19 protein-coding genes and 1 pseudogene are annotated in these 21,509 nt (G+C 28.9%); 7 read left to right on the top strand and 13 right to left on the bottom strand.

The window, feature by feature from the left end; all coding sequences use genetic code 11:
- Positions 1–20: 20 nt before the first annotated feature.
- Both typA and L8U37_RS05245 read left to right on the top strand, forming a co-directional pair.
- Entirely contained in the window at positions 21–1,829 is a 1,809-nt protein-coding gene (gene typA, locus L8U37_RS05250) for a translational GTPase TypA (RefSeq protein WP_220567072.1), read from the top strand.
- Positions 1,829–2,461: a poly(A) polymerase gene (locus L8U37_RS05245; protein ID WP_263728745.1), complete on the top strand. Its 633-nt coding sequence runs from the start codon at positions 1,829–1,831 to the stop codon at positions 2,459–2,461. Before typA ends, L8U37_RS05245 begins: the two co-directional genes overlap by 1 nt.
- Before the next feature lie 11 nt (positions 2,462–2,472).
- Here L8U37_RS05245 and L8U37_RS05240 read toward each other — a convergent pair whose 3' ends face one another.
- The gene (locus L8U37_RS05240; protein WP_263728744.1) at positions 2,473–3,213 is read right to left on the bottom strand and encodes a carbonic anhydrase family protein; all 741 of its coding nucleotides are present in this window, start codon (positions 3,211–3,213) and stop codon (positions 2,473–2,475) included.
- A 117-nt stretch (positions 3,214–3,330) separates the two neighbouring features.
- Between L8U37_RS05240 and L8U37_RS05235 the strand changes: the two genes are divergently transcribed.
- Positions 3,331–3,714 (top strand): GNAT family N-acetyltransferase, encoded by a 384-nt coding sequence (locus tag L8U37_RS05235; protein ID WP_263728743.1) that lies wholly within the window; start codon positions 3,331–3,333, stop codon positions 3,712–3,714.
- Here L8U37_RS05235 and L8U37_RS05230 read toward each other — a convergent pair whose 3' ends face one another.
- The 9 genes from L8U37_RS05230 to L8U37_RS05190 all read right to left on the bottom strand — a co-directional run bounded on the left by L8U37_RS05230 (position 3,715) and on the right by L8U37_RS05190 (position 10,021).
- Positions 3,715–4,344, bottom strand: coding sequence for a protein-L-isoaspartate(D-aspartate) O-methyltransferase (locus L8U37_RS05230; RefSeq protein WP_263664091.1), 630 nt, complete (start codon positions 4,342–4,344; stop codon positions 3,715–3,717).
- Positions 4,345–4,434: 90 nt separating this feature from the next.
- The gene (locus L8U37_RS05225) at positions 4,435–5,952 is read right to left on the bottom strand and encodes a disulfide bond formation protein B (protein WP_263660646.1); all 1,518 of its coding nucleotides are present in this window, start codon (positions 5,950–5,952) and stop codon (positions 4,435–4,437) included.
- A 10-nt stretch (positions 5,953–5,962) separates the two neighbouring features.
- A complete protein-coding gene (locus tag L8U37_RS05220) occupies positions 5,963–6,130 on the bottom strand; it encodes a dihydroneopterin aldolase (protein WP_133319023.1) in 168 nt (55 codons plus the stop codon).
- Between the two features lie 124 nt (positions 6,131–6,254).
- On the bottom strand, positions 6,255–7,277 hold the full coding sequence (locus L8U37_RS05215) for a ribonucleotide-diphosphate reductase subunit beta (RefSeq protein ID WP_133319022.1): 1,023 nt from the start codon (positions 7,275–7,277) through the stop codon (positions 6,255–6,257).
- Positions 7,274–7,690: an RDD family protein gene (locus tag L8U37_RS05210; protein WP_133319021.1), complete on the bottom strand. Its 417-nt coding sequence runs from the start codon at positions 7,688–7,690 to the stop codon at positions 7,274–7,276. Before L8U37_RS05210 ends, L8U37_RS05215 begins: the two co-directional genes overlap by 4 nt.
- Positions 7,690–8,298, bottom strand: coding sequence for an orotate phosphoribosyltransferase (pyrE, locus tag L8U37_RS05205; protein WP_133319020.1), 609 nt, complete (start codon positions 8,296–8,298; stop codon positions 7,690–7,692). Before pyrE ends, L8U37_RS05210 begins: the two co-directional genes overlap by 1 nt.
- A gap of 2 nt (positions 8,299–8,300) precedes the next feature.
- On the bottom strand, positions 8,301–8,858 hold the full coding sequence (gene frr, locus L8U37_RS05200; protein WP_039668941.1) for a ribosome recycling factor: 558 nt from the start codon (positions 8,856–8,858) through the stop codon (positions 8,301–8,303).
- Between the two features lie 14 nt (positions 8,859–8,872).
- On the bottom strand, positions 8,873–9,217 hold the full coding sequence (gene secG, locus L8U37_RS05195; protein ID WP_133319019.1) for a preprotein translocase subunit SecG: 345 nt from the start codon (positions 9,215–9,217) through the stop codon (positions 8,873–8,875).
- 102 nt (positions 9,218–9,319) lie between these two features.
- Positions 9,320–10,021: a Bax inhibitor-1/YccA family protein gene (locus L8U37_RS05190; RefSeq protein WP_039629164.1), complete on the bottom strand. Its 702-nt coding sequence runs from the start codon at positions 10,019–10,021 to the stop codon at positions 9,320–9,322.
- A 160-nt stretch (positions 10,022–10,181) separates the two neighbouring features.
- Here L8U37_RS05190 and L8U37_RS05185 point away from each other — a divergent pair, with 160 nt between their 5' ends.
- Entirely contained in the window at positions 10,182–10,820 is a 639-nt protein-coding gene (locus L8U37_RS05185) for a carbonic anhydrase (RefSeq protein WP_133319017.1), read from the top strand.
- Entirely contained in the window at positions 10,817–12,688 is a 1,872-nt protein-coding gene (locus tag L8U37_RS05180) for a mechanosensitive ion channel family protein (RefSeq protein ID WP_263728742.1), read from the top strand. Before L8U37_RS05185 ends, L8U37_RS05180 begins: the two co-directional genes overlap by 4 nt.
- On the opposite strand, the gene L8U37_RS05175 is transcribed toward L8U37_RS05180, so the two are convergent.
- Together L8U37_RS05175 and L8U37_RS05170 are read right to left on the bottom strand one after the other, a co-directional pair.
- Entirely contained in the window at positions 12,685–12,999 is a 315-nt protein-coding gene (locus L8U37_RS05175) for a hypothetical protein (RefSeq protein ID WP_133319015.1), read from the bottom strand. The genes L8U37_RS05180 and L8U37_RS05175 overlap by 4 nt on opposite strands.
- A 31-nt stretch (positions 13,000–13,030) precedes the next feature.
- Positions 13,031–13,393, bottom strand: coding sequence for a hypothetical protein (locus tag L8U37_RS05170; protein WP_263726111.1), 363 nt, complete (start codon positions 13,391–13,393; stop codon positions 13,031–13,033).
- 101 nt (positions 13,394–13,494) lie between these two features.
- On the opposite strand from L8U37_RS05170, the gene L8U37_RS05165 reads away from it, so the two are divergent.
- Complete coding sequence (locus L8U37_RS05165; protein ID WP_263728740.1) at positions 13,495–18,780, top strand: alpha-2-macroglobulin family protein; 5,286 nt, start codon at positions 13,495–13,497, stop codon at positions 18,778–18,780.
- Entirely contained in the window at positions 18,777–20,981 is a 2,205-nt protein-coding gene (gene pbpC, locus L8U37_RS05160) for a penicillin-binding protein 1C (protein ID WP_263728739.1), read from the top strand. Before L8U37_RS05165 ends, pbpC begins: the two co-directional genes overlap by 4 nt.
- 16 nt (positions 20,982–20,997) lie before the next feature.
- On the opposite strand, the pseudogene L8U37_RS05155 reads toward pbpC, so the two are convergent.
- Positions 20,998–21,218 (bottom strand): annotated as a pseudogene (locus tag L8U37_RS05155) (hypothetical protein); the annotation flags it as partial.
- Between the last annotated feature and the right edge of the window lie 291 nt (positions 21,219–21,509).

The raw sequence follows: 21,509 nt of genomic DNA, 5'->3' as shown, positions 1-21,509 counted from the left end.
TTAAGACTTTGGAGAAAAACTTGGATAATATTAGAAATATAGCTGTTATAGCTCATGTTGATCATGGTAAAACAACAATGGTAGATGAGCTTTTAAAACAATCAGGAACTTTTAATGAGCGTGAACAAATAGCAGAGCGTGTAATGGATAGTAATGATATAGAAAAAGAAAGAGGTATTACTATACTTTCTAAAAATACTGCTATTAATTATAAAGGCACAAAAATAAATATCATAGACACTCCAGGCCATGCTGATTTTGGTGGTGAAGTTGAGCGTGTGTTAAAAATGGTTGATGGGGTTTTGCTTTTAGTTGATGCACAAGAAGGGGTTATGCCTCAAACTAAATTTGTGGTAAAAAAGGCTTTATCTTTAGGGCTTAAACCTATTGTTGTTATTAATAAAATCGACAAGCCGGCTGCTGATCCTGAAAGAGTAATCAATGAAATTTTTGATCTTTTTGTGGCTTTAGAGGCAAATGATGAACAACTTGATTTTGCAGTAGTATATGCAGCTGCTAAAAATGGTTATGCAAAACTTGCACTTGAAGATGAAAGCACTAACATGGAACCATTGTTTAAGACTATACTTGAGCGTGTGCCTGCTCCAAGTGGTAGTGATGAAAATCCTTTACAGCTTCAAGTTTTTACTCTAGGTTATGATAATTTCGTTGGTAAAATAGGTATTGCAAGAATTTTTAATGGTAAAGTAAAGAAAAATCAAAATGTTATGCTTGCTAAAGCAGATGGCTCTAAAATCAATGGAAGAATTTCAAAGCTTATTGGTTTTATGGGTCTAGAAAAAATGGACATTGAAGAAGCAGGGACAGGCGATATTGTAGCGATTGCAGGTTTTGAAGCTTTAGATGTAGGAGATAGCGTGGTAGATCCAAACAACCCTATGCCACTTGATCCTTTACATATAGAAGAGCCAACTTTAAGTATAGTATTTTCAGTAAATGATGGTCCTTTAGCGGGTACTGAAGGTAAACATGTAACTTCAAATAAAATCGCAGAACGCTTAGAAGCTGAAATGAAAACTAATATTGCTATGAAATATGAAAGCACAGGCGAGGGTAAATTTAAAGTAAGCGGAAGAGGCGAACTTCAAATAACTATTTTAGCTGAAAATATGCGTAGAGAAGGTTTTGAGTTTTGTATGGGTAGACCTGAAGTTATCGTTAAGGTAGAAGATGGGGTAAAAACAGAGCCATTTGAGCATTTAGTGATTGATGTGCCTGATGATTTTACCGGGGTTGTGATTGAAAAACTAGGCAAAAGAAAAGCTGAAATGAAAACTATGACACCAACTGGAGATGGTCAAACAAGACTTGAGTTTGAAATTCCTGCGCGCGGGCTTATAGGATTTAGATCACAATTTTTAACAGATACTAAAGGCGAGGGTGTTATGAACCATAGCTTTTTAGAGTTTCGTCCATTTAGTGGAGCAGTTGAAAAAAGAAATAATGGCGCGTTAATTTCTATGGAAAATGGTGTTGCACTAGGATATTCTTTATTTAACTTACAAGATAGAGGGGTATTATTCATTGATCCTCAAACAAAAGTATATACAGGCATGATTATAGGTGAGCATTCACGCCCAAATGATTTAGATGTTAATCCTATTAAAGGTAAAAATTTAACTAATGTTAGAGCAAGTGGTAGTGATGATGCGATTAAGCTTGTACCACCTAGAAAATTAAGCCTTGAAAGAGCATTAGAGTGGATAGAAGAAGATGAACTTGTAGAGGTTACTCCACAAAATATTAGAGTTAGAAAAAGATATCTTGATCCTACTCAAAGAAAAAGAATGGAAAAGGCTAAGTCTTAATGGATTTTGAAGCCATAAGACAAGCTTTAAATAAAAGACTCAAAGCTTTACAAATTTTAGCATTTGCTGAAGCTTTGGTTATATTTTTTCTTGCTTTTCAATTTAGCAAAGATGTGATTATAGCTTTGTTTTTTGCTGTTTTAGCAGGAGTTTTGTTTTTTAGAATTTTAGGAAGAAAGCTTATGTGGGGACGCAATGAGCTTGTATTTAAAATGTGTGAGGAATTTTTAAAACAAAATAATGCTAAATTTGATAAACAAGGCTTTTATCAGAAAGATTTTGAAAAAATTGCTTTTGACTTTTCTTTAAAAACTTATCATTCTCAAAATTCTTTTATTTTTGATGATTTTATTCTTTATGATGTGAAATTTAAAGATGAATTTGGGAATTTCTTTTGTGGAATTTTGCTTTATAGTAAAAAATTAAAAGAAGATATTAGCTCAAGTGAAAGTATTTTTGAAAAAGTAAAGGATAAAGAATTTTCTACACAAAGAGCTTTGAAAAAAGATGATTATTTACTCATAGCAAGTTTGAAAAATCCTTTTTTTGCTGATTTAAAAATTTCAAGTGAGTTAAATTTTAAACTTTTTAGAGCTAATTTAGAAAAAATTCAAGCTTTTATACATGATTAAGCAAGCTATGCTTAATCATTTTGTTCTAAATTATTAATTTCTTGTATTTTCAAATTCTCATTTTTTCCTATTAAATTTTGTATGATTTGAATTTGCTCTTTAGAGGCATAGCTCATATCTTTTAAAACTATCCAAGTGATTTTTTGATTACAAGGCTTGTTGAGTTTGTTTTTAAAGATATAAAAAGATTGAAGATTATTTGGTAATAACTCATTGGCACTTAAGCTTTGAACATAAAGTTTATCGCCTTCTTTTTTAGGAAAAGCACGGATGATTTTTTTAATAAAAGGATTTTCCGCACCTTCTTGTAAAAACAGCACAACCACTGCTATATCACCTTTTTGACTTACATGACTAAAATGAATTTCTAAAGGATAAGACTTTTTATCAATAGAAATCTTTGATGGAGCGTGAAAGTGAAAATGAGATAAATTATAAGCTGTATTATCTAGCATGATATGGCTTCCATTGCTTGCAAAATACATTTTTATGGTATAACCATCATTTATTAAACCAAAAGAATCGTTTGAGTAGTTAAATTCTAAAGAATGATTTTTATTTGTAGCCTTTTTACTATTTATATTGATAAAATCTTGATTTAAACCACTTTCACAGTAAATCCAGTTTTTATCTAAATTTTTCCATTTGTCTTTGTCTATGAAATTTCCATGTGAGGCATTTTGAGGCATTTGCTCATAGGCAAAAAGCATGCTAGTAGTAAATAAGCCAAAAAGTATTTTTTTAAAACTCATAATATTCCTTTTTTAATATAATTATAAAAAAATAAATCCTACAAGAAGCTTATATTTAAAAATAATTATATTAAAATTAAATATTTTAAAGAAATTATAGACAATATTAAGGATAAATTGATCGATATATGGGAGGATAGTGTGAAACATTCCCATGATTTTTTATCTGATTTTGATAGAGAAAAGATTAAAAATGATCTTTTAAATTCTCAAGTATTCTTTAGTTTAAATTATTTGATTTGTTATAATAAAGACAAAATGATTGGATTTTTAGCATTTGTGGATGATAAAATTGAAATGTTGTTTTTAAGTTCAAAATATTTTAACAAAGGTATAGACACTACTTTAATATCTAAAGCCATAAATGATTATCATTTGAAATATGTTGAAGTAAATAAAGATAATTATAAGGCATATAAATTTTATCAGAAAAATGGTTTTTTACAAGAGAGTGAATATAAAGATGAATATGGTTTTATTATTTTAAAAATGAAATTTTAACTATTCTTTGCCATCTTTGATAGGTACAAAAAGGCATTCATCTAAAACTTCTTTGCTAATCTCGCCATCTTTTTTGGTAAATTTAGTGATAAATTGTTGATTTCCTATGAGTAAAGGAGCTACTAAAATTCCATTGTTTTCAAGTTGATCAAATAATACATTTGGAATGTGTTCTATATAAGCTGAGAGTAAAATTCTATCATAAGGTGCATAATTTTTCCAGCCATTTTGCCCATCATCAAATTTTACATGAATATTAGCATAGTTTAGTTTTTTAAATTTTTCTATAGCACTAATTGCAAGTTTTTCAATGCGTTCTATGGTAAAAACTCTTCTAATAAGCTTACTTAAAATCGCAGCTTGATACCCACTACCACAACCTATTTCTAAAACACTATCAGCATCTTTAAAATCAAGTGCCATAGTCATTTTAGCCACGGTTAAAGGCGAGCTTATCCATTGATTACCCATTAAAGGAAGCGCATCAAGTCTATAAGCATGCATTTTTAAAGGTGAGAAAATTTCTCTTGGAGTAGAACAAAAAGCTTCAAATAATTCTTCATTAATGAAAGTGTTTTTGCGAATTTCTTCTGCCATAGTTTGGCATTGTTTTTGTTCAAATATATGAATCAATAAGCACTCCTTGATAAAAAGTGTTATTTTATCTTAAATTTTATTTATCTAGCTTTAAAATCCTTAAGGCGTAAAAACGCCTTAAGATTAATCAAGTGTATAAAGGATGTTTGATCCATCTTGATAAGATAAGATGTGCATTTTGCCATCTTTGAAGAATAAACTTCTTGCGTTAGTTATATTTTCTGGATACGAAATAGTTTTTACAACTTCTTCTTTGTCTAGATCAATTACAGCAATAACATTATGCTTTTTACTTAATGCATAAATTTTACCATTTTTAAAAGCCATTGAAGTTATATAAAGATCGCCTAAAGTTTTTCCTTCTTTTAACTCAGCTTTAGGAGTAAATTCAGCTGAAAGAACTCTATCTGCTAAAGAAATTTTAGAAATTACAAAAGTTTTAGCATCCTTATTGTTTGGAACGGTAGCAAGATACATGTATTTTCCATCAGTAGTTGTGCTTAAAACATGATGGAATTTAGCTCTAACTGTGTCAATTCTACCACGACCAAGGTTTTCACCTTGTCCTTCAAAATTATTTGCCCCTCTAATAAAATCAGCATATTGTAAAGCTTCATCTGCATTAGGATTTTGAGCAAATCTTAAGAAAGTTTTATTAGAGCCCATTAAGATGTATTTGTTGTCCAAATAAGGAATAATTCCTATGATAGGATTAATTGTGGCTGAAAAATATGGGTCTAATAGAAAATCTGTTTTAGTACTAAAATTATCATCTAGGAAAAATACTTCCCATTTTGAACTTGCGACATATTCTCCATTGATATAATCAAGTGTATTGATAGCTTTAGGAAAATCAATTTTTGTTTCATTTACGATTTTTAGATTATCATCGATATTTGTAAATGGAGCATTACTGATATTATTATCAAATTCAATACCTAGTTTTTCATTAGCAGGAGCAAAAGCAAAATCAGGTTCTTTAACATCGCGTTTTCCTAAGAAAGAAATGCTTTTCCAACTTTTATTCCAGCCTGAATCATCCCAAATAATATATTTTGGATTTAAACTAAAACGAACTGGATCACCTTGTCCGCTATATGGGATAGGACCAGTGCTTACGAAAGCTTGGAAGACATTTGAAGCTACGATAAAAGCAACAATAACCATAGCAGCTAGGTTAAATTTAGTTAATTTTCTAAAACTAACTCCTTCCATTTCTTTTTCAAAGGAGCCAAATTTTGGAGCAAAAGCAAAAATTACACCAAGTAATAAAACTACAGCCCAAAATACTACTTCAGCCCAAAAATAAGTATGCAAACCAAAAATAGGCAAACCAAAACCTTGATCAAGATCACGATGTGCATGTCCGCTTATATGATTAAATGATTGCCATAAACCAAATGCAGTTGCAATTAAAAGAAAAGCTAAGAACTTACCTTTCATACCATAACGTACGATAAATAAAGCTGCAACACCAATGAAAATCATTGATTCTCTTTGGCCCCAACAAGAAGTACAAGGGCTATCACCTAGCATATAACCAAAAATCAAATTTGCAATTCCAACAGGCATTAAAATGATTAAAAAACCTGCCAAGCACATTAAAAAATAAAAAAATTTAGTTTTGTTAATATCACACATATTTGCCACCTTATAGATTCATTAGGCCTAAGATTGCGCCTGATTTGCGACCTAAATAGTCAAATACCATAATAGCCCATGAAATTACAAGTATAGAAAAAGCTAGTTTTTCTTTTTCAGGCTTAATTATCATGAGAACTATGGCAATAAAGACTAGCAAAAGTTCTAAAAACTCCATAATCACCCCTTTACTAATAAAATAAAATGGCGGATTTTATAATAATGAAATAAATAAAAATAAAATATTAAATAAAAAGAGAATTTTAGTTTAAAAAAATGTAAAATATGGGTAGTTTTGTGACTTAAAAGTCATCAAAACTCAAACTCCCTTTAGAATAGTTTGTAACCTTGCTTTCAAAGAAATTGCTTTTTTGATCATTAAATTTAGAAAAATCATCCACCCATTTAATAGGATGTTTTGCATTATAAATTTTATCAAGATTAATAGCTATTAGTCTTTGATCAACAAGATAGTGAATGTACTCTTCTATAATATCGTCTGTAAAACCCATGATTTGATTTTGAGTGATGTATTTACCCCATTTGATCTCAAGTTCACCTGCTTTTTTAAACATATCATAAATTTTGTTTATATTGATATCATTAAACAAATCAGGTCTTTCTTTACGCACAGAATTAATCATATTTTGAAATAATAATAAATGAGTAATTTCATCTCTTTGTATAAAGCGTATCATTTGTGCTGAACCTAGCATTTTTCCTGCACGCGCTAAAGCATAAATAGCAGTAAAACCACTATAAAAATACACTCCTTCTAGAATTTGATTTGCTACCATTGCAAGTAAAAGTTTATTATCATCTACTTCGCCAGCTAATTCTTCATAAATACTTGAAATGAAATCATTTTTTTCTCTTAAAGTCTCATCGTGTTTTTCCATTTCATAAATTAAGTCTGTATTTTCACAGATTGCTTCAACCATCACTGCATAAGATTTTGAGTGATTTGCTTCTTCATAAGCTTGTCTTGCTAAAACCGCATTGATTTCAGGTGCTGTGATATAAGGGTTGATATTATCAGCAAGATTGTTTGTTTGAAAACTATCCATTGAGATAAGTTGAGACCAAACTAGATCATACATTCTTTTTTCTGCTACGGTTAGATTGCAACGATAATCTAGTGCATCTTTTGTTGTATCTACTTCTTTTGGAAACCAAGTATTTGCTTCCATTAAATCCCAAAGTTTTAAAGCCCATGTGTATTTTGCTTTAGTAAAATTTAAAATACCATGTGGGTTGCCGTTAAATACTTTTCTATCATTTAAAGTTTCATTTGATTTTGGATTATAAATTCTTTTTCTATTCATTTTTCCACCTTTGTTACAATAGCGCTTTGGCTTAAAATATCATGCAAGGCTAAGGTATCCTTTCTTAAAAAGCTTACCAAAAAGCCAATCAACAAGCCAAAGCTTATAATGAAAATTACATAGCGTAGGATTATTCTAAAAAAATTAAGTTTGTGTCCATTTTTAATATCAATCAAGTATAAATCATAAGCTTTAAGTCCAGGACTTTGAGCTTTTTTTACTAAAAATAATGCTTGTAAAAATCCAAAAAGCAATGGGCACAAAAAAATTATAAGTTGATTGTTTAAAAAAGCTTCTTTAGAGCCAAGAGTAAAATAAAACAAATACAAAATGGGCACATAAAGCAAAAATAGATCAATCAAAAAGGCTTTAAATCTTAAAAAGCGAGTGGCTATTTTTGCTTTAGTTTTCATTAGTTACCACGACTACCAGGTTTGATAGCTTTAGTGCCTTTTTCACAAAGTGGGCAAGTATTTGCATCATAAATATCAAATTCAAAATTTCCTAGTGCAAAAAGTGGTAAATTTTGTGGTAATTTTGCATTTTCTTTTCTTGGATTGTTTAAATTTTTTACAGCACAAAAACCACGATTTGCTAAAGCTGCAAAACCTACTACTTCTCCACCTAAATTCTCGATGATTTTTGCACTCTCAAGTGCTGAGCCACCTGTTGTAATAATATCTTCACAAACGATAAATTTTTCACCTTTTTTTACTTCAAAACCGCGTCTAAGACTCATCACTCCTTCTACGCGTTCAGTAAAAATAAAGCGTTTGTTGCAAGCTCTAGCAAGTTCATAACCTGCTAAAATTCCACCCAAGGCAGGCGAGCAAATACTATCAAATTCAATATTAAAACTGGCAATAACTTTCGCAAGCTCATCACAAAGCTCACCTGCTAGTTTTGGATTTTCTAAAACTTTAGCACTTTGAAGGTAAAACTCAGAGTGTTTCCCTGAGCTAAGTAAAAAATGTCCTTGTAGGTATGCTCCACAATCTTTATAAATTTGTTCTAAGTTCATTTTTAAACCTTTAAAAGTTCCGCTTCTTTGTTTTTAACTAACTCATCTACTTTTGCTGTATAATTATCGGTTTGTTTTTGTACTTCATCATAAGCTTTTTTAGCTTCATCTTCTGAGATTGCTTTATCTTTTTCTAGTTTTTTTACCGCATCATTTGCATCTTTTCTAATATTTCTAATAGCAACTTTAGCCTTTTCACCCATAGCTTTAGCATTTTTAGCATTTTCCTCTCTTTGTTCTCTTGTCATAGGAGGAAAAAATAATTTAACACTTTCGCCATCATTGTTCGGATTTACTCCAATGTTTGCCGCAGCTATAGCACTTTCTATGGCTTTTAGCATTGATTTTTCCCAAGGAGTAATGCTAATAGTTGAAGCATCGGTTGCTAAAACTGTTGCTACTTGATTTAATGGAGTTGCACTACCATAATAATCTACATGAATATGATCAAGTATATTTATATTTACTTTGCCAGTTCTTATGGTAGTAAAATCTTTTTTTAAGGCCTCTAAGCTTTTGTCTGATTGTTGTTTTTGCTTGGTATAAATTTCATTTAGCATGGTATTTCCTTTTTTTATTTGCTAGTATTACTTTCGCTAATTGGAGCACTTGGTGCAACTGGAATGCTAGTTGTGTTTGTTTCAGGTGCCTTTGGTAAAATTTGTTCTGCTTTTTCAGCAAGTGAGTTAGAATTAGCATTATTATACATATAACTTAGAGCAATTGTATTAGCGATAAGTAAAACACCCATCACAAAAGTAAATTTAGCTAAAAACCCTGCAGGACCCTTTGCTCCAAACAAGCTTTCATTACTTCCGCTATATGCTCCAAGTCCTATGCTTGAGCTTTTTTGTAATAAAACAGCAATACAAATAATCACAACAATTGCAAATTGCAAAATAATTAAAAGAGTAGTCATGAATTTTCCTTATTGAAAATAAAATGAGTATTTTAACTTAAAAAGTTTGATAAAAACTTGAAAGAGGTAAAGAAAATTTGCGAGAATTTTTCTCGCAAATTTTTATCTGCTATTAAAGCTTCTTAAAATATTAAGAAGAGAGATGAAAAGATTGATAAAATCAAGATAAAGTGCAACTGCACCTTCGATTGGTGTTTCATAATTTCCTCTAATGATGTTTTGAGTATCATAAAGAATGTAAAAAGAAAATAAAATTGCACCAATACCAGAAATTGCTAAGCTTAAAAGTGAACTTTGAAAAAAGATATTAATTAAAGAAGCTACTACGATAACAATTAAAGCTATAAAAAGCATTTTTCCCATCATAGTAAAATCTCTTTTTGTATTCATAGCAAAAACGCTTAAAGCACCAAAAGCCACTGTTGTTAAAGCAAAAGCTTGAGCGATAATGCTAGCTCCTGCAGGAAGTGCTAAAACAGAATATAAAAGTGGTGTTAAAGTAAGTCCTGAAACAAAAGTAAAGGCAAAAAGTAAAACTAAATTAAGCGGAGCTTCTCTTTTTTTCCATTGTAATGCAAATAACAAGCCAATTTCTACGATAAATAAAATCCAAAAAGTTGCTTGAGATTGTGCAAATAAATGTGCTAAGGCAAAAATTCCTATGTAAGCACCTGCTGTTGCAGCTAATAATGAAGCAGCAAAAAGCTGATAAGTTTGTTTTATAAAAATGCTCAAATCACTTCTAGCATAACCTTCAAATTCTTGAGTTTTAGAGTTAGAATAATCTCTATCATAAAGACTCATTAAAATCCTCCAATAATTTTTAAAAATTAAAATTTACAAAAAAAAGATAAATAAAAGATTAAAATTGTATAAAAATATAACAAAAAATAAATTTATAGATTTATTTTAAGTAAAAATAATTTAGTATAATGCTTTATTAAAATGCAAAAAAGGACTTTTTTTGAAAGACTTGATCGAGGGTGCTTTAAAATTTATGCAAGAAGATTTTAAAGAGCATGCAGAACTTTTTGAAAGTTTAAAAAATAAACAAAATCCCCACACGCTTTTTATAGGATGTGCTGATTCAAGAGTTATACCAAATTTAATTACTAATACAGGTCCAGGAGAGCTTTTTGTTGTAAGAAATATAGGCAATATAGTTCCACCTTATAGAGTAGGAGATGATTTTTTGGCAACTACTTCAGCTATTGAGTATGCTTTTAGTTCTTTACATATAAAAAATATCATAGTTTGTGGACATAGTAATTGTGGTGGCTGTGCGGCTTTATATGCAAATGAAAATGAGCTAAAGAGTATGCCGAATGTGAGAAAATGGCTTACCTTGCTCGAGCCTATTAAAAATAAGGTTTTAAAAGTTGCAGGCAGTGATTTAGCCATGCGATCTTGGATGACTGAAAAAATGAACTTGGTTAATTCTTTGCAAAATTTATTAACCTATCCAGGTATAGAAGAAGCTTTAAATAAAAAAGAAATAGAACTTCATGCTTGGTATTACATCATAGAAACGGGTGAAATTTATGAGTATGATTTTAATTTTGAAAATTTTGTTTTAATACAAGAGAGGGTGAAAAAAGTATGAAAAAGATTGTTAATATTATTTTATTATTTTTATTTATCAGCACTTTGAATGCACAGGAAAAAAATGCTTTAGAGGATAAGAATAGTATTTTTGCTTTGGTACAAGATTATATAGAGCTTAATTTACTTTTGGAAAGTTTTAAAACCGGTGATACAAATAGCACCGAATTTCAAGATAATATCAAAGAAATAGAAAAACAAAAAACAGCTCTTTTGACTACTTTACCTTTAAAAATGGTATCTCAAAAGATTGATGATAAAGAAGCAAAAGATTTTTTAAAAACTAAGAATGCTTTACAAAAAAGTGTTGAAAATGCCCAAGCTAAAAAAAGATATTATGATTATGTGGATAGTAAAATCAAACTTTTAAATTTAACCTCTGCAGAACATTTTTATCTTTGTATATTTGAATTAGAAAAAGTTTTTATCGAAGGTGCTCAAAGTCAAAAAATAAAAAAAATTATTGATGAAAGCATTGACTCATTAAAAGAAGATATAGTTTTTAATTTTGCTTTAGATAAAGAGAAAATTAATGATATTACTCAACTTAGAACTTTAGAGCTTAGTGAAAATAATTTAAGAAATACCATCAAGTCATATAATGAAATTTTGGTATATCTAAGAAATAATGCAAATTTGCTTGAAACTAATTTTTTATTTACGGGCTTGGGCTTGCAAAATGCCATTAATTATATTAATAAACAAACCTCTATTAGTAGTGTAAATGTTGGAAAAATAGTTATTTCTATTATTGTCATTGTTTTGTTTTATTCTTTGAAATTTTATCTTGCAAAAATTTTGTATTTTGTATTGATACATTTATTTGGAAAAAATTCAGAAAATGTAGAAATAAAAACTCACTTTTTAGAAAAGCTCCAAGGACCAGTGGGTTGGTTTTTGTTTGCTTATGCTATTGGAATTTGTTTTACTATTTTTTACTATCCTGCACCTGTAGATATAAGAATTAGTAATATTTTATCAATTGTTTATGTTATTTTAACTGCTTGGCTTGTGATAAATATTTTTGATAGTTATGGTATGGTAATTGTGGCAAAGCTTGCTGAAAAAAGTGGCAAACGCGAAGTGGTTAATTTAATTATTAAAATTTTATATTTTATTATTATAGTAATAGCTGTTTTATTTGTTTTATCACATTTAGGATTTAATATTTCAGCATTGATTGCATCTTTAGGTATTGGTGGTTTGGCTGTGGCATTGGCAGCTAAGGATATTATTGCAAATTTCTTTGCTTCTGTGCTTTTGCTTTTTGATAACAGCTTTAATCAAGGCGATTGGGTTGAAATTTCAGGTATAGAAGGAACTATAGTAGAAATTGGGCTTAGAAAAACTACTATTAGAACTTTTGATAATTCTTTGGTATTTTTACCAAATTCAACTATTATGGGAACTAATATAAAAAATTGGAGTAAAAGAAAAATAGGACGCCATGTAAAATTATTTATAGGTGTAACTTATGATGCAAGACCTGAACAACTTGAGCAATGTGTAGAAGATATAAGATATTTATTAGCTACTAGTCCTTTGATAGCTCAAGTTGATGATAGTGCGCTAAATCATGGTGGAACCCGCGCTAGATATAGACAAAATTTAGTTTCAGTGAATGATTTAGAAGGATATAAAAATAATACTTATGTGGCTGTGAGTGGTTTTAGCGCAAGTTCTATTGATATAGAAGTATATTTTTATACTAAAGCAGTTGATGCTGCAGGTTTTAGAGAAGCAAGACAAAGTATTTTACTTGAATTAATGAAGATTGTCGAAAGAAATAAACTAAGTTTTGCATTTCCTTCACAAAGTCTTTATATAGAAAAAATCAATAAAGACGATAAAGAAGAGTTATTATCTTAATAAGCTCTTCTTTGATCATCACACTCTACTATAATTTTTTCAGCAATGATAATGCTTCCATTTTTACTGCCTTTAACTTTAACAAGACTTCCTTTTTTTAGATCTTGCACATTGGCTTGTTTTTTATTGCTACCAAAAATTCCGCAGTTATAAATATCTATATGTGTTTGGGGTAAAATGGTAATAATTAAGTTATTATCAAAACTTGTTTGAATACTTATTGTATGTGTAGTAGTGTTTTTTAAAATACCTTGAATTTTATAAGCAAATGCAAAAGTGCTAATGCAAATTAATATAAGAAAAAAACGCATTAAAATAACTCCTTTTTAGGAGTTATTTTGCTTAATAAGCTCTTTTTTTGCATTCTATTTTAATTTCTTTAGCGGTTATATTTTGAACTTGATTTGGCGTTTGTGGGTTTGGTGTTGTTTGAGCATAGCCATGAAAAACTTCAGCTTCTATAAAAGTTCCTACTTTTAAATCTCTAAAAGTGCCATATTTATCCATACCAAAAATACCGCAATCATCCATATCAATTTCTGTATTTGGTAGAATTTTTATATTCATTTTTTCTCCATAGGTAGTATCGATTAAAATAGTCTTTGCACCATCATTTACATCTGCTATCACACCATAAATTCCATCTGCATAAGCAAGACTTGAAAGACTTAAGGTTGTCAATAATGCAGCGATTTTCTTTTTCATTTTTTTCTCCTTTATTTTTATGTAAGAATTATATAATTTTTTGAGTGAAGCAAGAGTGAATTTAGATATAATTTGAAAAATTTACCAAAAAGAGGATACCCATGAAAGGATTTTTACATTATTTTTTTATTTTTTTGCTTGCAAGCTTGTTGTTTGCATGTTCTAAAAATGAAGATAAGAATTCTATTATAAGATCTTATGGTTTTAATGAAAATACGCATAGTATTTTTATAGAATTTAATACCAATATCATTACAGAAAACATAGGTGTTGTAAAAGAAAGAGAAATTGTTATTAATAATCAAAAAATAAAAGCAAAGTATGAACTTGAAACTTCCACAAGATTAAACATATACACTTCTTTAAAAGCAAATCAAAATTATGATATTTTTATAGACTTAAGTGATATTGTAGCTGATGAAAAAATACAATTAAAAGCAAAAACTCCTTTTGAAAAACTAGATGTCAAAGGATATTTTCAAAATATATCAAATGATGAGAGTGTGTTGATTTTAAATGTTCAAAGTTTTTATGCTTTTGATAAAGATGAGTTGTTAAAAGCTGTAAAAATTAATGCACAAGAAAAAGAAATTCAAATAGATAAAATTATCATCCAAGATGATATAGCAAGTGTGTATTCTAAGCCATTAAAAATTAAAAATACAAACACTAATATAAAAGTAGTTTTTGATAAAGAAATTTTAGGTTTAGAGAAAAATATAGATTTAGAATATATTTTACTTGCAAAGAACGAATTTGTATTTCAAAATGCAAATATAATCAATAAAAACATAGAATTACTTTTTTCTCAAAGTATTTCGCAAGATCAAAATTTAAAAGAGTTGATTTTTATTGCACCCAAAGTAGATTTTAAAGCATTGGTATTTGGGAATAAAATCAAGCTCACAGGAAATTTTACTCCAAATAAAACTTATGAAATTCAACTTGCTCAAGGGATTAAAAGCGCTGATGGAATTAGTACAAAAGAAAGCTATAAAACTCAAGTGAGCTTAAAAGACTATGAGCCTGCTATAAGTTTTACAAATCAAGGGGTATTTTTATCTAGCAAAGCGAGTAAAAAAATAGCTTTTAAAAGTTTAAATATTAAAAAGATCCATTTAGAAGTTCATCAGGTATTTTCAAATAATTTAAGTGAATATTTAAGATATAAAAATCTTCAAGGTGCTAAAAATTTAAGTGATTATGATAGTGATATTTTTTCAGAGAGTGATTATACTAGTGAAGTAGTATTAAAAAAAGACTTTGATATTAAAAATGTTAAAAATCAATGGCAAGAAAATGAGATAGCTTTAGATGGTTTAAAAGATTTAAGTGGTGTGTTTATAGTTAAGCTTTATTTTAAAGAAGAAGATATTGATTATGTTTTTGATGAGGGTATGGAGAGTTGGAAAAAGCAAAGATTTTTCGATCAAAAAGCAAAGATTAGTAAAAATTTGATTTTTTCAGATATAGCTTTAATTGCTCAAAATTTAAATAAAAAACTTTTTGTCGATGTAAGAGATTTTACCACACAAAAGGCTTTAGGTGGGGTTAGGGTTGATATAATTAGCAAAAGCAATCAAATTTTAGCTTCTAAGACAAGCGATGATAATGGTTTGGCTGTTTTTGATGATATTGATGAGTCAAGAGCTTTATTTATCATTGCTTCAAAAGATAAGCAAGCTTCTATTTTACGCTTAAGTTCGCCTTTATTATATGATGGTTTTGATGTAGATGGTTTAGAGCAAAATTCTCAAAACAAAGTGTTTATTTACACAGAAAGAGGGGTTTATAGACCAGGTGATGATATACATTTAACTATGGTTGCAAGAAATGATAAAGGAGCTGTTAATCACCCTATATTTTTGAGTTTTTTTGATCCACGCAATAAAAAGTTTTTAGATAAAATTAAACTTGATCCTTTGAGTAATGGAACTTTTTATAAAAAGATTTCACTTGATCAACAAGCTTTAAGTGGAGTGTATTTAGCTAGAGTAGAATTTGCAAATGCTATTTTTGATAAAGAAATTTTAGTGCAAAATATAGTGCCAAATCGTATAAAAGTATCTATACAAGCTCCAAAAAGTATAAAAGAAAATGAAAAATTAGATTTTAATATTAGCTCAAAATATCTTTTTGGAACACCAGCAAGTAATTTACAATATCAAGCTGATTTATTTGTAAGTAAAAAAGAATATAAAAATTCAAAATATCCAGAATATATTTTTTCAAATCCTAGTGTTTTAGTGCAAAAATATCAAGATAATTTAAAAGGCATTTTAGATGAAAGTGGCTTTGTAAAGCAAGAATTTGCTTTAAAAGATTTTTTTAAAAATACTCCATATAATCTTGAAGCTAACATAAGGGCTAGGGTTTTTGAAAAAGGTTCAAGATCAGTTGAAGCGCTTGTGAATTCACAAGTGATATTACATGAGTATTTTGTGGGTATTAAGCGTTTAAAAAATCACTATTTAAGCTCGGGTTCTACAATTAATTTTGAAGCTATTGTGAGTGATTTAGATGAGAATTTGATAGCAAATAGGGAGATTAAATATACTATTTATGCAAATGATTATTCTTGGTGGTGGGATTATGATAATTATGATGATTTTTTAAAATCACTCAAAAAAGATAAAAACACACAAATCATTACCCAAGGAACTATTTTAAGTAAGGATAAACCGGTTAAAATAGAATTTGATCCCAAAGAATACCATGGTGAAATGTTTATAGAGCTTGAAGATACACAAAGTAAAACAAGCACAGGAGAGTTTTTTTATATTAGTAGTTTTGGTGCGCCAAGTAATGCTGATATAGTGAGTTCTTTAAAAATAAAAAGCGATAAAAAAGAATACAAACCAAACGAAACAGCTTTTATTGAATTTGAAAGTGTTAAGGGTGCAAAAGCCATCGTTACTTTAAATGATAATGTAAAGGTTTTAAAACGCTTTGTGATAGATACGCATGAAGATATTACAAAGGTTGAAATTCCTATTCTTAAAGAATATAAGCCAAATGTGTATGTGAGTGTGATTTTGCTTCAAGATTATAATCAATACACTAACGATAGAGCCTTAAGACTTTTTGGTGTAGTGCCTTTGAATGTAGTAGATGAACAAAGTAAAATCGAGCTTGATTTAAAAGTACCGGATAAAATCATGCCAAAACAAGATTTTGAAGTAGAAATTCAAAGTAAAAACAAGCAAAGTTATACTTATACCATAGCTATTGTAGATGAGGGTTTGCTTGATGTGAATGCTTTTAAAACTCCAGATATTTGGGGATATTTTTATCAAAAAATTCGCTTTAACATGAGCATATATGATACCTATGATAAAATCATTGCTAAAAATATTTCTAATGCTTCCAAGGTATTAACTACAGGTGGTGATGTTTTCTTAGAAAGTAGGGCAAATAAAAGTAAAAACGATGAAAAAGCAAGACGATTTAAACCTGTTGTGTTGTTTCAAGAGCCAGTACAAAGTGATGAAAATGGTTATGCAAAATTAAAATTTAATATGCCTTCGTATCTAGGTTCGGTTAGAGTTATGGTAGTGGCGAACAACTTAGCAGGTTTTGGCAGTGCTTCTAAAGATATCCAAGTTAGCGCACCTGCTGTAATGCTTGAAACTTTGCCAAGGGTTTTAAGACTTGATGATGAGTTTAAGCTTTTGGTGCAGGTATTTAAAGTAGATGATGATGTAAAAAATGCAAAACTTAAACTAAAAACAAAAAATTCACTCATAAATTTTGAAAAAGATGAAATTTTAATTGATTTTGGTAATGAAAAAACAAAAGATATTTATATTAACACAAGAGTAAATTCAAGCAAGCTTGGGGTGGAAGAAATAGAGTTAAGTTTAAATGCAAAAGATTACACCTATACTCAAAATACTCAAATTGACATAAAAGCACTAAATACGATTACTTATGAGGGAAAATCTTTTAAAATTCCTGCAAATACTTCTATGGAGTTTAAAATCACACAAGATTATATCAACCCAGTGGCGTTTTTAAGTGTGAGTTCTAAGCCTATTTTAAATATAAATCATAGATTAAAATACTTGCAAAATTATCCTTATGGATGTATAGAGCAAAGTACTTCAGCAGTTTTACCGCAACTCTTTTTACAAAAACTTGATCAAGGAGCAAATGAACAAAAAAATATTAACAATATCAATGCATTGTTAAGTAAATACGCAAATTTTCAAACTTCCAATGGTGGTTTTGCTTATTGGCAAGGACTTAAAGATTCTGATGCATGGGGAAGTAATTATGCAGGTATGTTTATGATTTTAGCCAAAGAAAGAGGTTATTATGTGAGCGAGGGAATGTTTAAAGCATGGCTTGATTATCAAAAACGCTATGTTTTAAAAGCTCAAACAAATAAAGAAATTAGAATAAATTCTTTATATCTTTTAGCTCTAGCCAAAGAGCCAAATTTAAGCATAATGAATGCTATTTATGAAGATAGTACTTATTTGCAAAGCTTAAACAATGTAAGTCTTTGGCAACTTAGTGCAGCTTATAAATTAGCAGGTTTTGATGAGGTAGCTTTAAATATAGCTAAAAATTTAAGCACAAAGCCTGATGAAAAAGCTAATTATACTCATACTTATGGATCTTTTCTAAGAGATGAAGCTATTATTGCAAATGCGTATAAAATAATTTATGGTAAAAATAATGATGAATTATTAGATGATATTAAAAAAACTTTAGAAAGTCAAGCTTGGCTTAGCACTCAAAGCACAGGCTATGCTTTATATGCTTTGGCAAATAGCTTTAGTGATGAAAATCCTAAAACTATCAATGCAAGTGTAAAAATTAATGGTGAGAGTAAAAAGCTCAATGCAAGTTTTTCTAAATTTGAGTTTAATCAAGGCAGCGCTTTGATAGAAGCTAAAGAAGATACTTATGTGCATTTTGGAGTAGAGGGAATTAAAAAAGGCATTGTCGAACCTTTTGCGCAGCGTATGTATATAGAAAGAAGTTTTTATGATGAAAATGGAAATGAAATAGATGAAAGTGCTATAAAAAGCTCTCAAATTTTTTATATGAAATTAAAAATATCAAATAAAAATTATCCGGGCACTTCTAATATAGCTTTAACTCAAATTTTACCAAGTGGATGGGAGATAGTACATGATCTTTTAGATGATGAAACTCCTAATTTTGTGAAAAATTCTTATTATGATTTTGTAGATATAAGAGATGATAAAATCATGTATTTCTTTCCTTTATACTCTGATGAGTCAAGAGAATTTTTTGTGAAATTAAGTGCTGTTACTCCAGGTGTTTATACTTTGAGTGGAGCTTATGCTGAAGCAATGTATGATAATGCTTATAGAGCTTTAAGTGAGAGTAAAAGAGTCAAAGTAGTGCAGTGAAAATCAAAATAAGCCTTGCAATATGCTTTTTAAGTCTATGTCTTTACATAGGCTTAATTTATTTTAGCTTTGATAGTAAGGATTTATTTAAATGCACTTATAGTAAGGTTTTGTTTGATAAAAATAAAGAAATTCTTAGTGTATTTTTAGATTCTAACGAACAATGGCATTTAGAGAGTGAGTTTATACCGCAAAAATTAAAAAGCGCAGTTCTTTTATATGAAGACAAAAATTTTTATTCTCATTATGGAGTAGATTTTTTAGCGATTATAAGAGCTTTTAAAAATAATCTTTTTTCAAGTAAAAGAAGTGGTGCAAGTACAATTTCTATGCAAACAATCAAACTTCTAGAGCAAAACAAACGCACATATTTTAATAAATTTAATGAAATCATCAAAGCTTTTGCTTTAGAAAACGCTTATGATAAGGAAGAAATTTTAAGACTTTATTTAAATAATGCTCCTTATGGAGGAAATTTAGTAGGTGTTGCAAGTGCGGGTTTATTTTATTTTGAAAAAGATTTAAAAGATCTTACTTGGAGTGAAGCAGCCTTGCTTGCTGTGCTTCCTAATAATCCAGGTTTAATTAATCTTGAAAAAAACAAAGATAGACTTTTAAAAAAACGCAATGCTTTGCTTGATAGGCTTTTTGAAAAGGGATGTTTTTCTAAAGATATTTTAACTCTTGCAAAGGCTGAAAAACTTCCTAGCTTTAAAACAAGGAAAAACTTAGCTCCACATTTAGCGCGTAGGCTTTTAGCGGATAAAGAAAAAATCGTTTCTAGTATAGATAAAAAAATTCAAATCAAATTTGAAGAAAAAGCTAAAGAATATTCTTATAAACTACAACAAAAAGGCATAAAAAATCTAGCTATATTGTTAGCAGATACCAAAACAAATAAAGTTTTAGCTTATGTAGGCTCTAATGATTTTTATGATTTTGCAAGTTTTGGTCAAGTTGATGGGGTGATAGCAAAGCGTAGTGTGGGTTCAACCTTAAAACCTTTGCTTTTTGCTTTTGCTATAGATGAGGGACTTATAGTGCCTGAATCTTTAATGCTTGATGTGCCTACATTTTTTTCTAACTTTGCTCCACAAAATGCAAATAAAAAATACCATGGTTTTATTAGTGCAAAAGAATCTTTGCAAAAATCACTTAATGTTCCTTTTGTAAGCTTACTTGCAGAATATGGGTATGAGAAGTTTTTTTATAAGCTCAAAGATATTTTAGATTTTGAAGATGAAAATTTTAAAAAATACGGACTTTCTTTGATTTTGGGCACAAAAGAATTTAGTTTAGAAGATATGGTAAAAATCTATCTAGGACTTGGAAATTATGGAAATTTTAAAGAGCTTTTATATGAAGAAAATGCATTTACTAAAGAAAATAAAAAGCTTATTAGTGATGGAGCAAGCTTTTTAACCTTACAAACCTTAAAGGATTTAGATAGAGCGGGTTTAAGACAATATGATTTTAATACTATTATTTCTTGGAAAACAGGCACAAGTTATGGTAGAAAAGATGCCTGGGCTATAGGAACTTCTCCAAAATACACTTTAGGAGTGTGGGTTGGAAATTTTAATGGCGAGGCAAATGCAAATTTATATGGTGTAAGCATAGCAGGGGAATTGTTTTTTGAACTTTTAGCCTTACTTGAGAGAGTTAATTTAGAATTTGAAAAGCCTAATGATTTAGTTTCTATCAAAATTGAAAATCAAACAGGATATAGATATGATTATAAATTTGACTTTAAAGAAGTGCTTTACCCGCAAAGTGCAAATGTCTTAAGAACTTCACCATTTCTAAAAGAAGTTTTTATGTATAAAAATAAAGAAGTTGATTCTTTAGATGAAAATTTCATCCATGCAAAGAAAAAGATTATATTAAATTTACCTTCCAATGCACAAGCATTTTTTGCAAAAGAAAAGCAAAATTTACAAAGCTCTAATCAAAATTTAAAAATCATATATCCACTAAATAATCTTAATATCATTTTGCCAAAAGATTTAAAAAGTAAGCAAAAATTGTTAATTAAACTTATAAACCCTAAAAAAGAAAAACTTTTTTGGTATTTAAATCAAGAATTGATTTTTGAAGGAAAAGAAGAAAGTTTATCTTTGGATTTAAAAAAAAGTAAATATGTTATTAATATTATTAGTGAAAATGGTTCTAATGATTTTATAAAATTTAATATATTTTAATATTATAAAAATATTTTTAAACTTTAATATCTATAATTTTTGGAGTGATATTTTGAGAAAGAAATTGATTAAATTCTCCCACATCATCATTAAATTTCATACCAAAAAGAATTTCTAATTCTTCTCTTGTGCTAAATTTATTTTTTAAAAGTTTTTTATAAGTTCATTTTTTGTATTATCATCTTTGTAGGTTTCTTTGTTTTTACTTTCACCTTGTATAGGTTTGAAAGATTTTTCTTTGTCTTTTTCTAAAGTTTCCTGAGGTTTATTAATCTTTTTACTAAAATCAACAAAGTATGTATTTTGAAGCCCAAGGTATTTTTCTTTAAACTCATCTATGCTTTTGCTTGTGTGAAAAATTTTAACATAAGCTTCATCATAATCTATTCCATTTACGCTCAGCCAACGAGGTGATTTGGCATTTTCATTCATCCATTTAAATAAATCTTCAACTTCTTTTCTTTGTAAAAACTACTCAATTCTTTAGCTTTAACTTGATAATTTTTATTGTTTATAAAATATTTAATA

The organism is Campylobacter sp. RKI_CA19_01122 (assembly GCF_025771325.1).
GTDB lineage: Bacteria > Campylobacterota > Campylobacteria > Campylobacterales > Campylobacteraceae > Campylobacter_D > Campylobacter_D lari_D.
This window is presented reverse-complemented; position numbering and strand designations above follow the sequence as displayed.

Excerpts from the sequence above, each read along its gene's own strand:
- L8U37_RS05245 (WP_263728745.1), top strand. The coding sequence starts at position 1,829 with ATGGATTTTGAAGCCATAAGACAAGCTTTAAATAAAAGACTCAAAGCT.
- L8U37_RS05240 (WP_263728744.1), bottom strand. The coding sequence starts at position 3,213 with ATGAGTTTTAAAAAAATACTTTTTGGCTTATTTACTACTAGCATGCTT.
- L8U37_RS05225 (WP_263660646.1), bottom strand. The coding sequence starts at position 5,952 with ATGTGTGATATTAACAAAACTAAATTTTTTTATTTTTTAATGTGCTTG.
- L8U37_RS05220 (WP_133319023.1), bottom strand. The coding sequence starts at position 6,130 with ATGGAGTTTTTAGAACTTTTGCTAGTCTTTATTGCCATAGTTCTCATG.
- L8U37_RS05215 (WP_133319022.1), bottom strand. The coding sequence starts at position 7,277 with ATGAATAGAAAAAGAATTTATAATCCAAAATCAAATGAAACTTTAAAT.
- L8U37_RS05210 (WP_133319021.1), bottom strand. The coding sequence starts at position 7,690 with ATGAAAACTAAAGCAAAAATAGCCACTCGCTTTTTAAGATTTAAAGCC.
- pyrE (WP_133319020.1), bottom strand. The coding sequence starts at position 8,298 with ATGAACTTAGAACAAATTTATAAAGATTGTGGAGCATACCTACAAGGA.
- frr (WP_039668941.1), bottom strand. The coding sequence starts at position 8,858 with ATGCTAAATGAAATTTATACCAAGCAAAAACAACAATCAGACAAAAGC.
- secG (WP_133319019.1), bottom strand. The coding sequence starts at position 9,217 with ATGACTACTCTTTTAATTATTTTGCAATTTGCAATTGTTGTGATTATT.
- L8U37_RS05190 (WP_039629164.1), bottom strand. The coding sequence starts at position 10,021 with ATGAGTCTTTATGATAGAGATTATTCTAACTCTAAAACTCAAGAATTT.
- L8U37_RS05180 (WP_263728742.1), top strand. The coding sequence starts at position 10,817 with ATGAAAAAGATTGTTAATATTATTTTATTATTTTTATTTATCAGCACT.
- L8U37_RS05175 (WP_133319015.1), bottom strand. The coding sequence starts at position 12,999 with ATGCGTTTTTTTCTTATATTAATTTGCATTAGCACTTTTGCATTTGCT.
- L8U37_RS05170 (WP_263726111.1), bottom strand. The coding sequence starts at position 13,393 with ATGAAAAAGAAAATCGCTGCATTATTGACAACCTTAAGTCTTTCAAGT.
- L8U37_RS05165 (WP_263728740.1), top strand. The coding sequence starts at position 13,495 with ATGAAAGGATTTTTACATTATTTTTTTATTTTTTTGCTTGCAAGCTTG.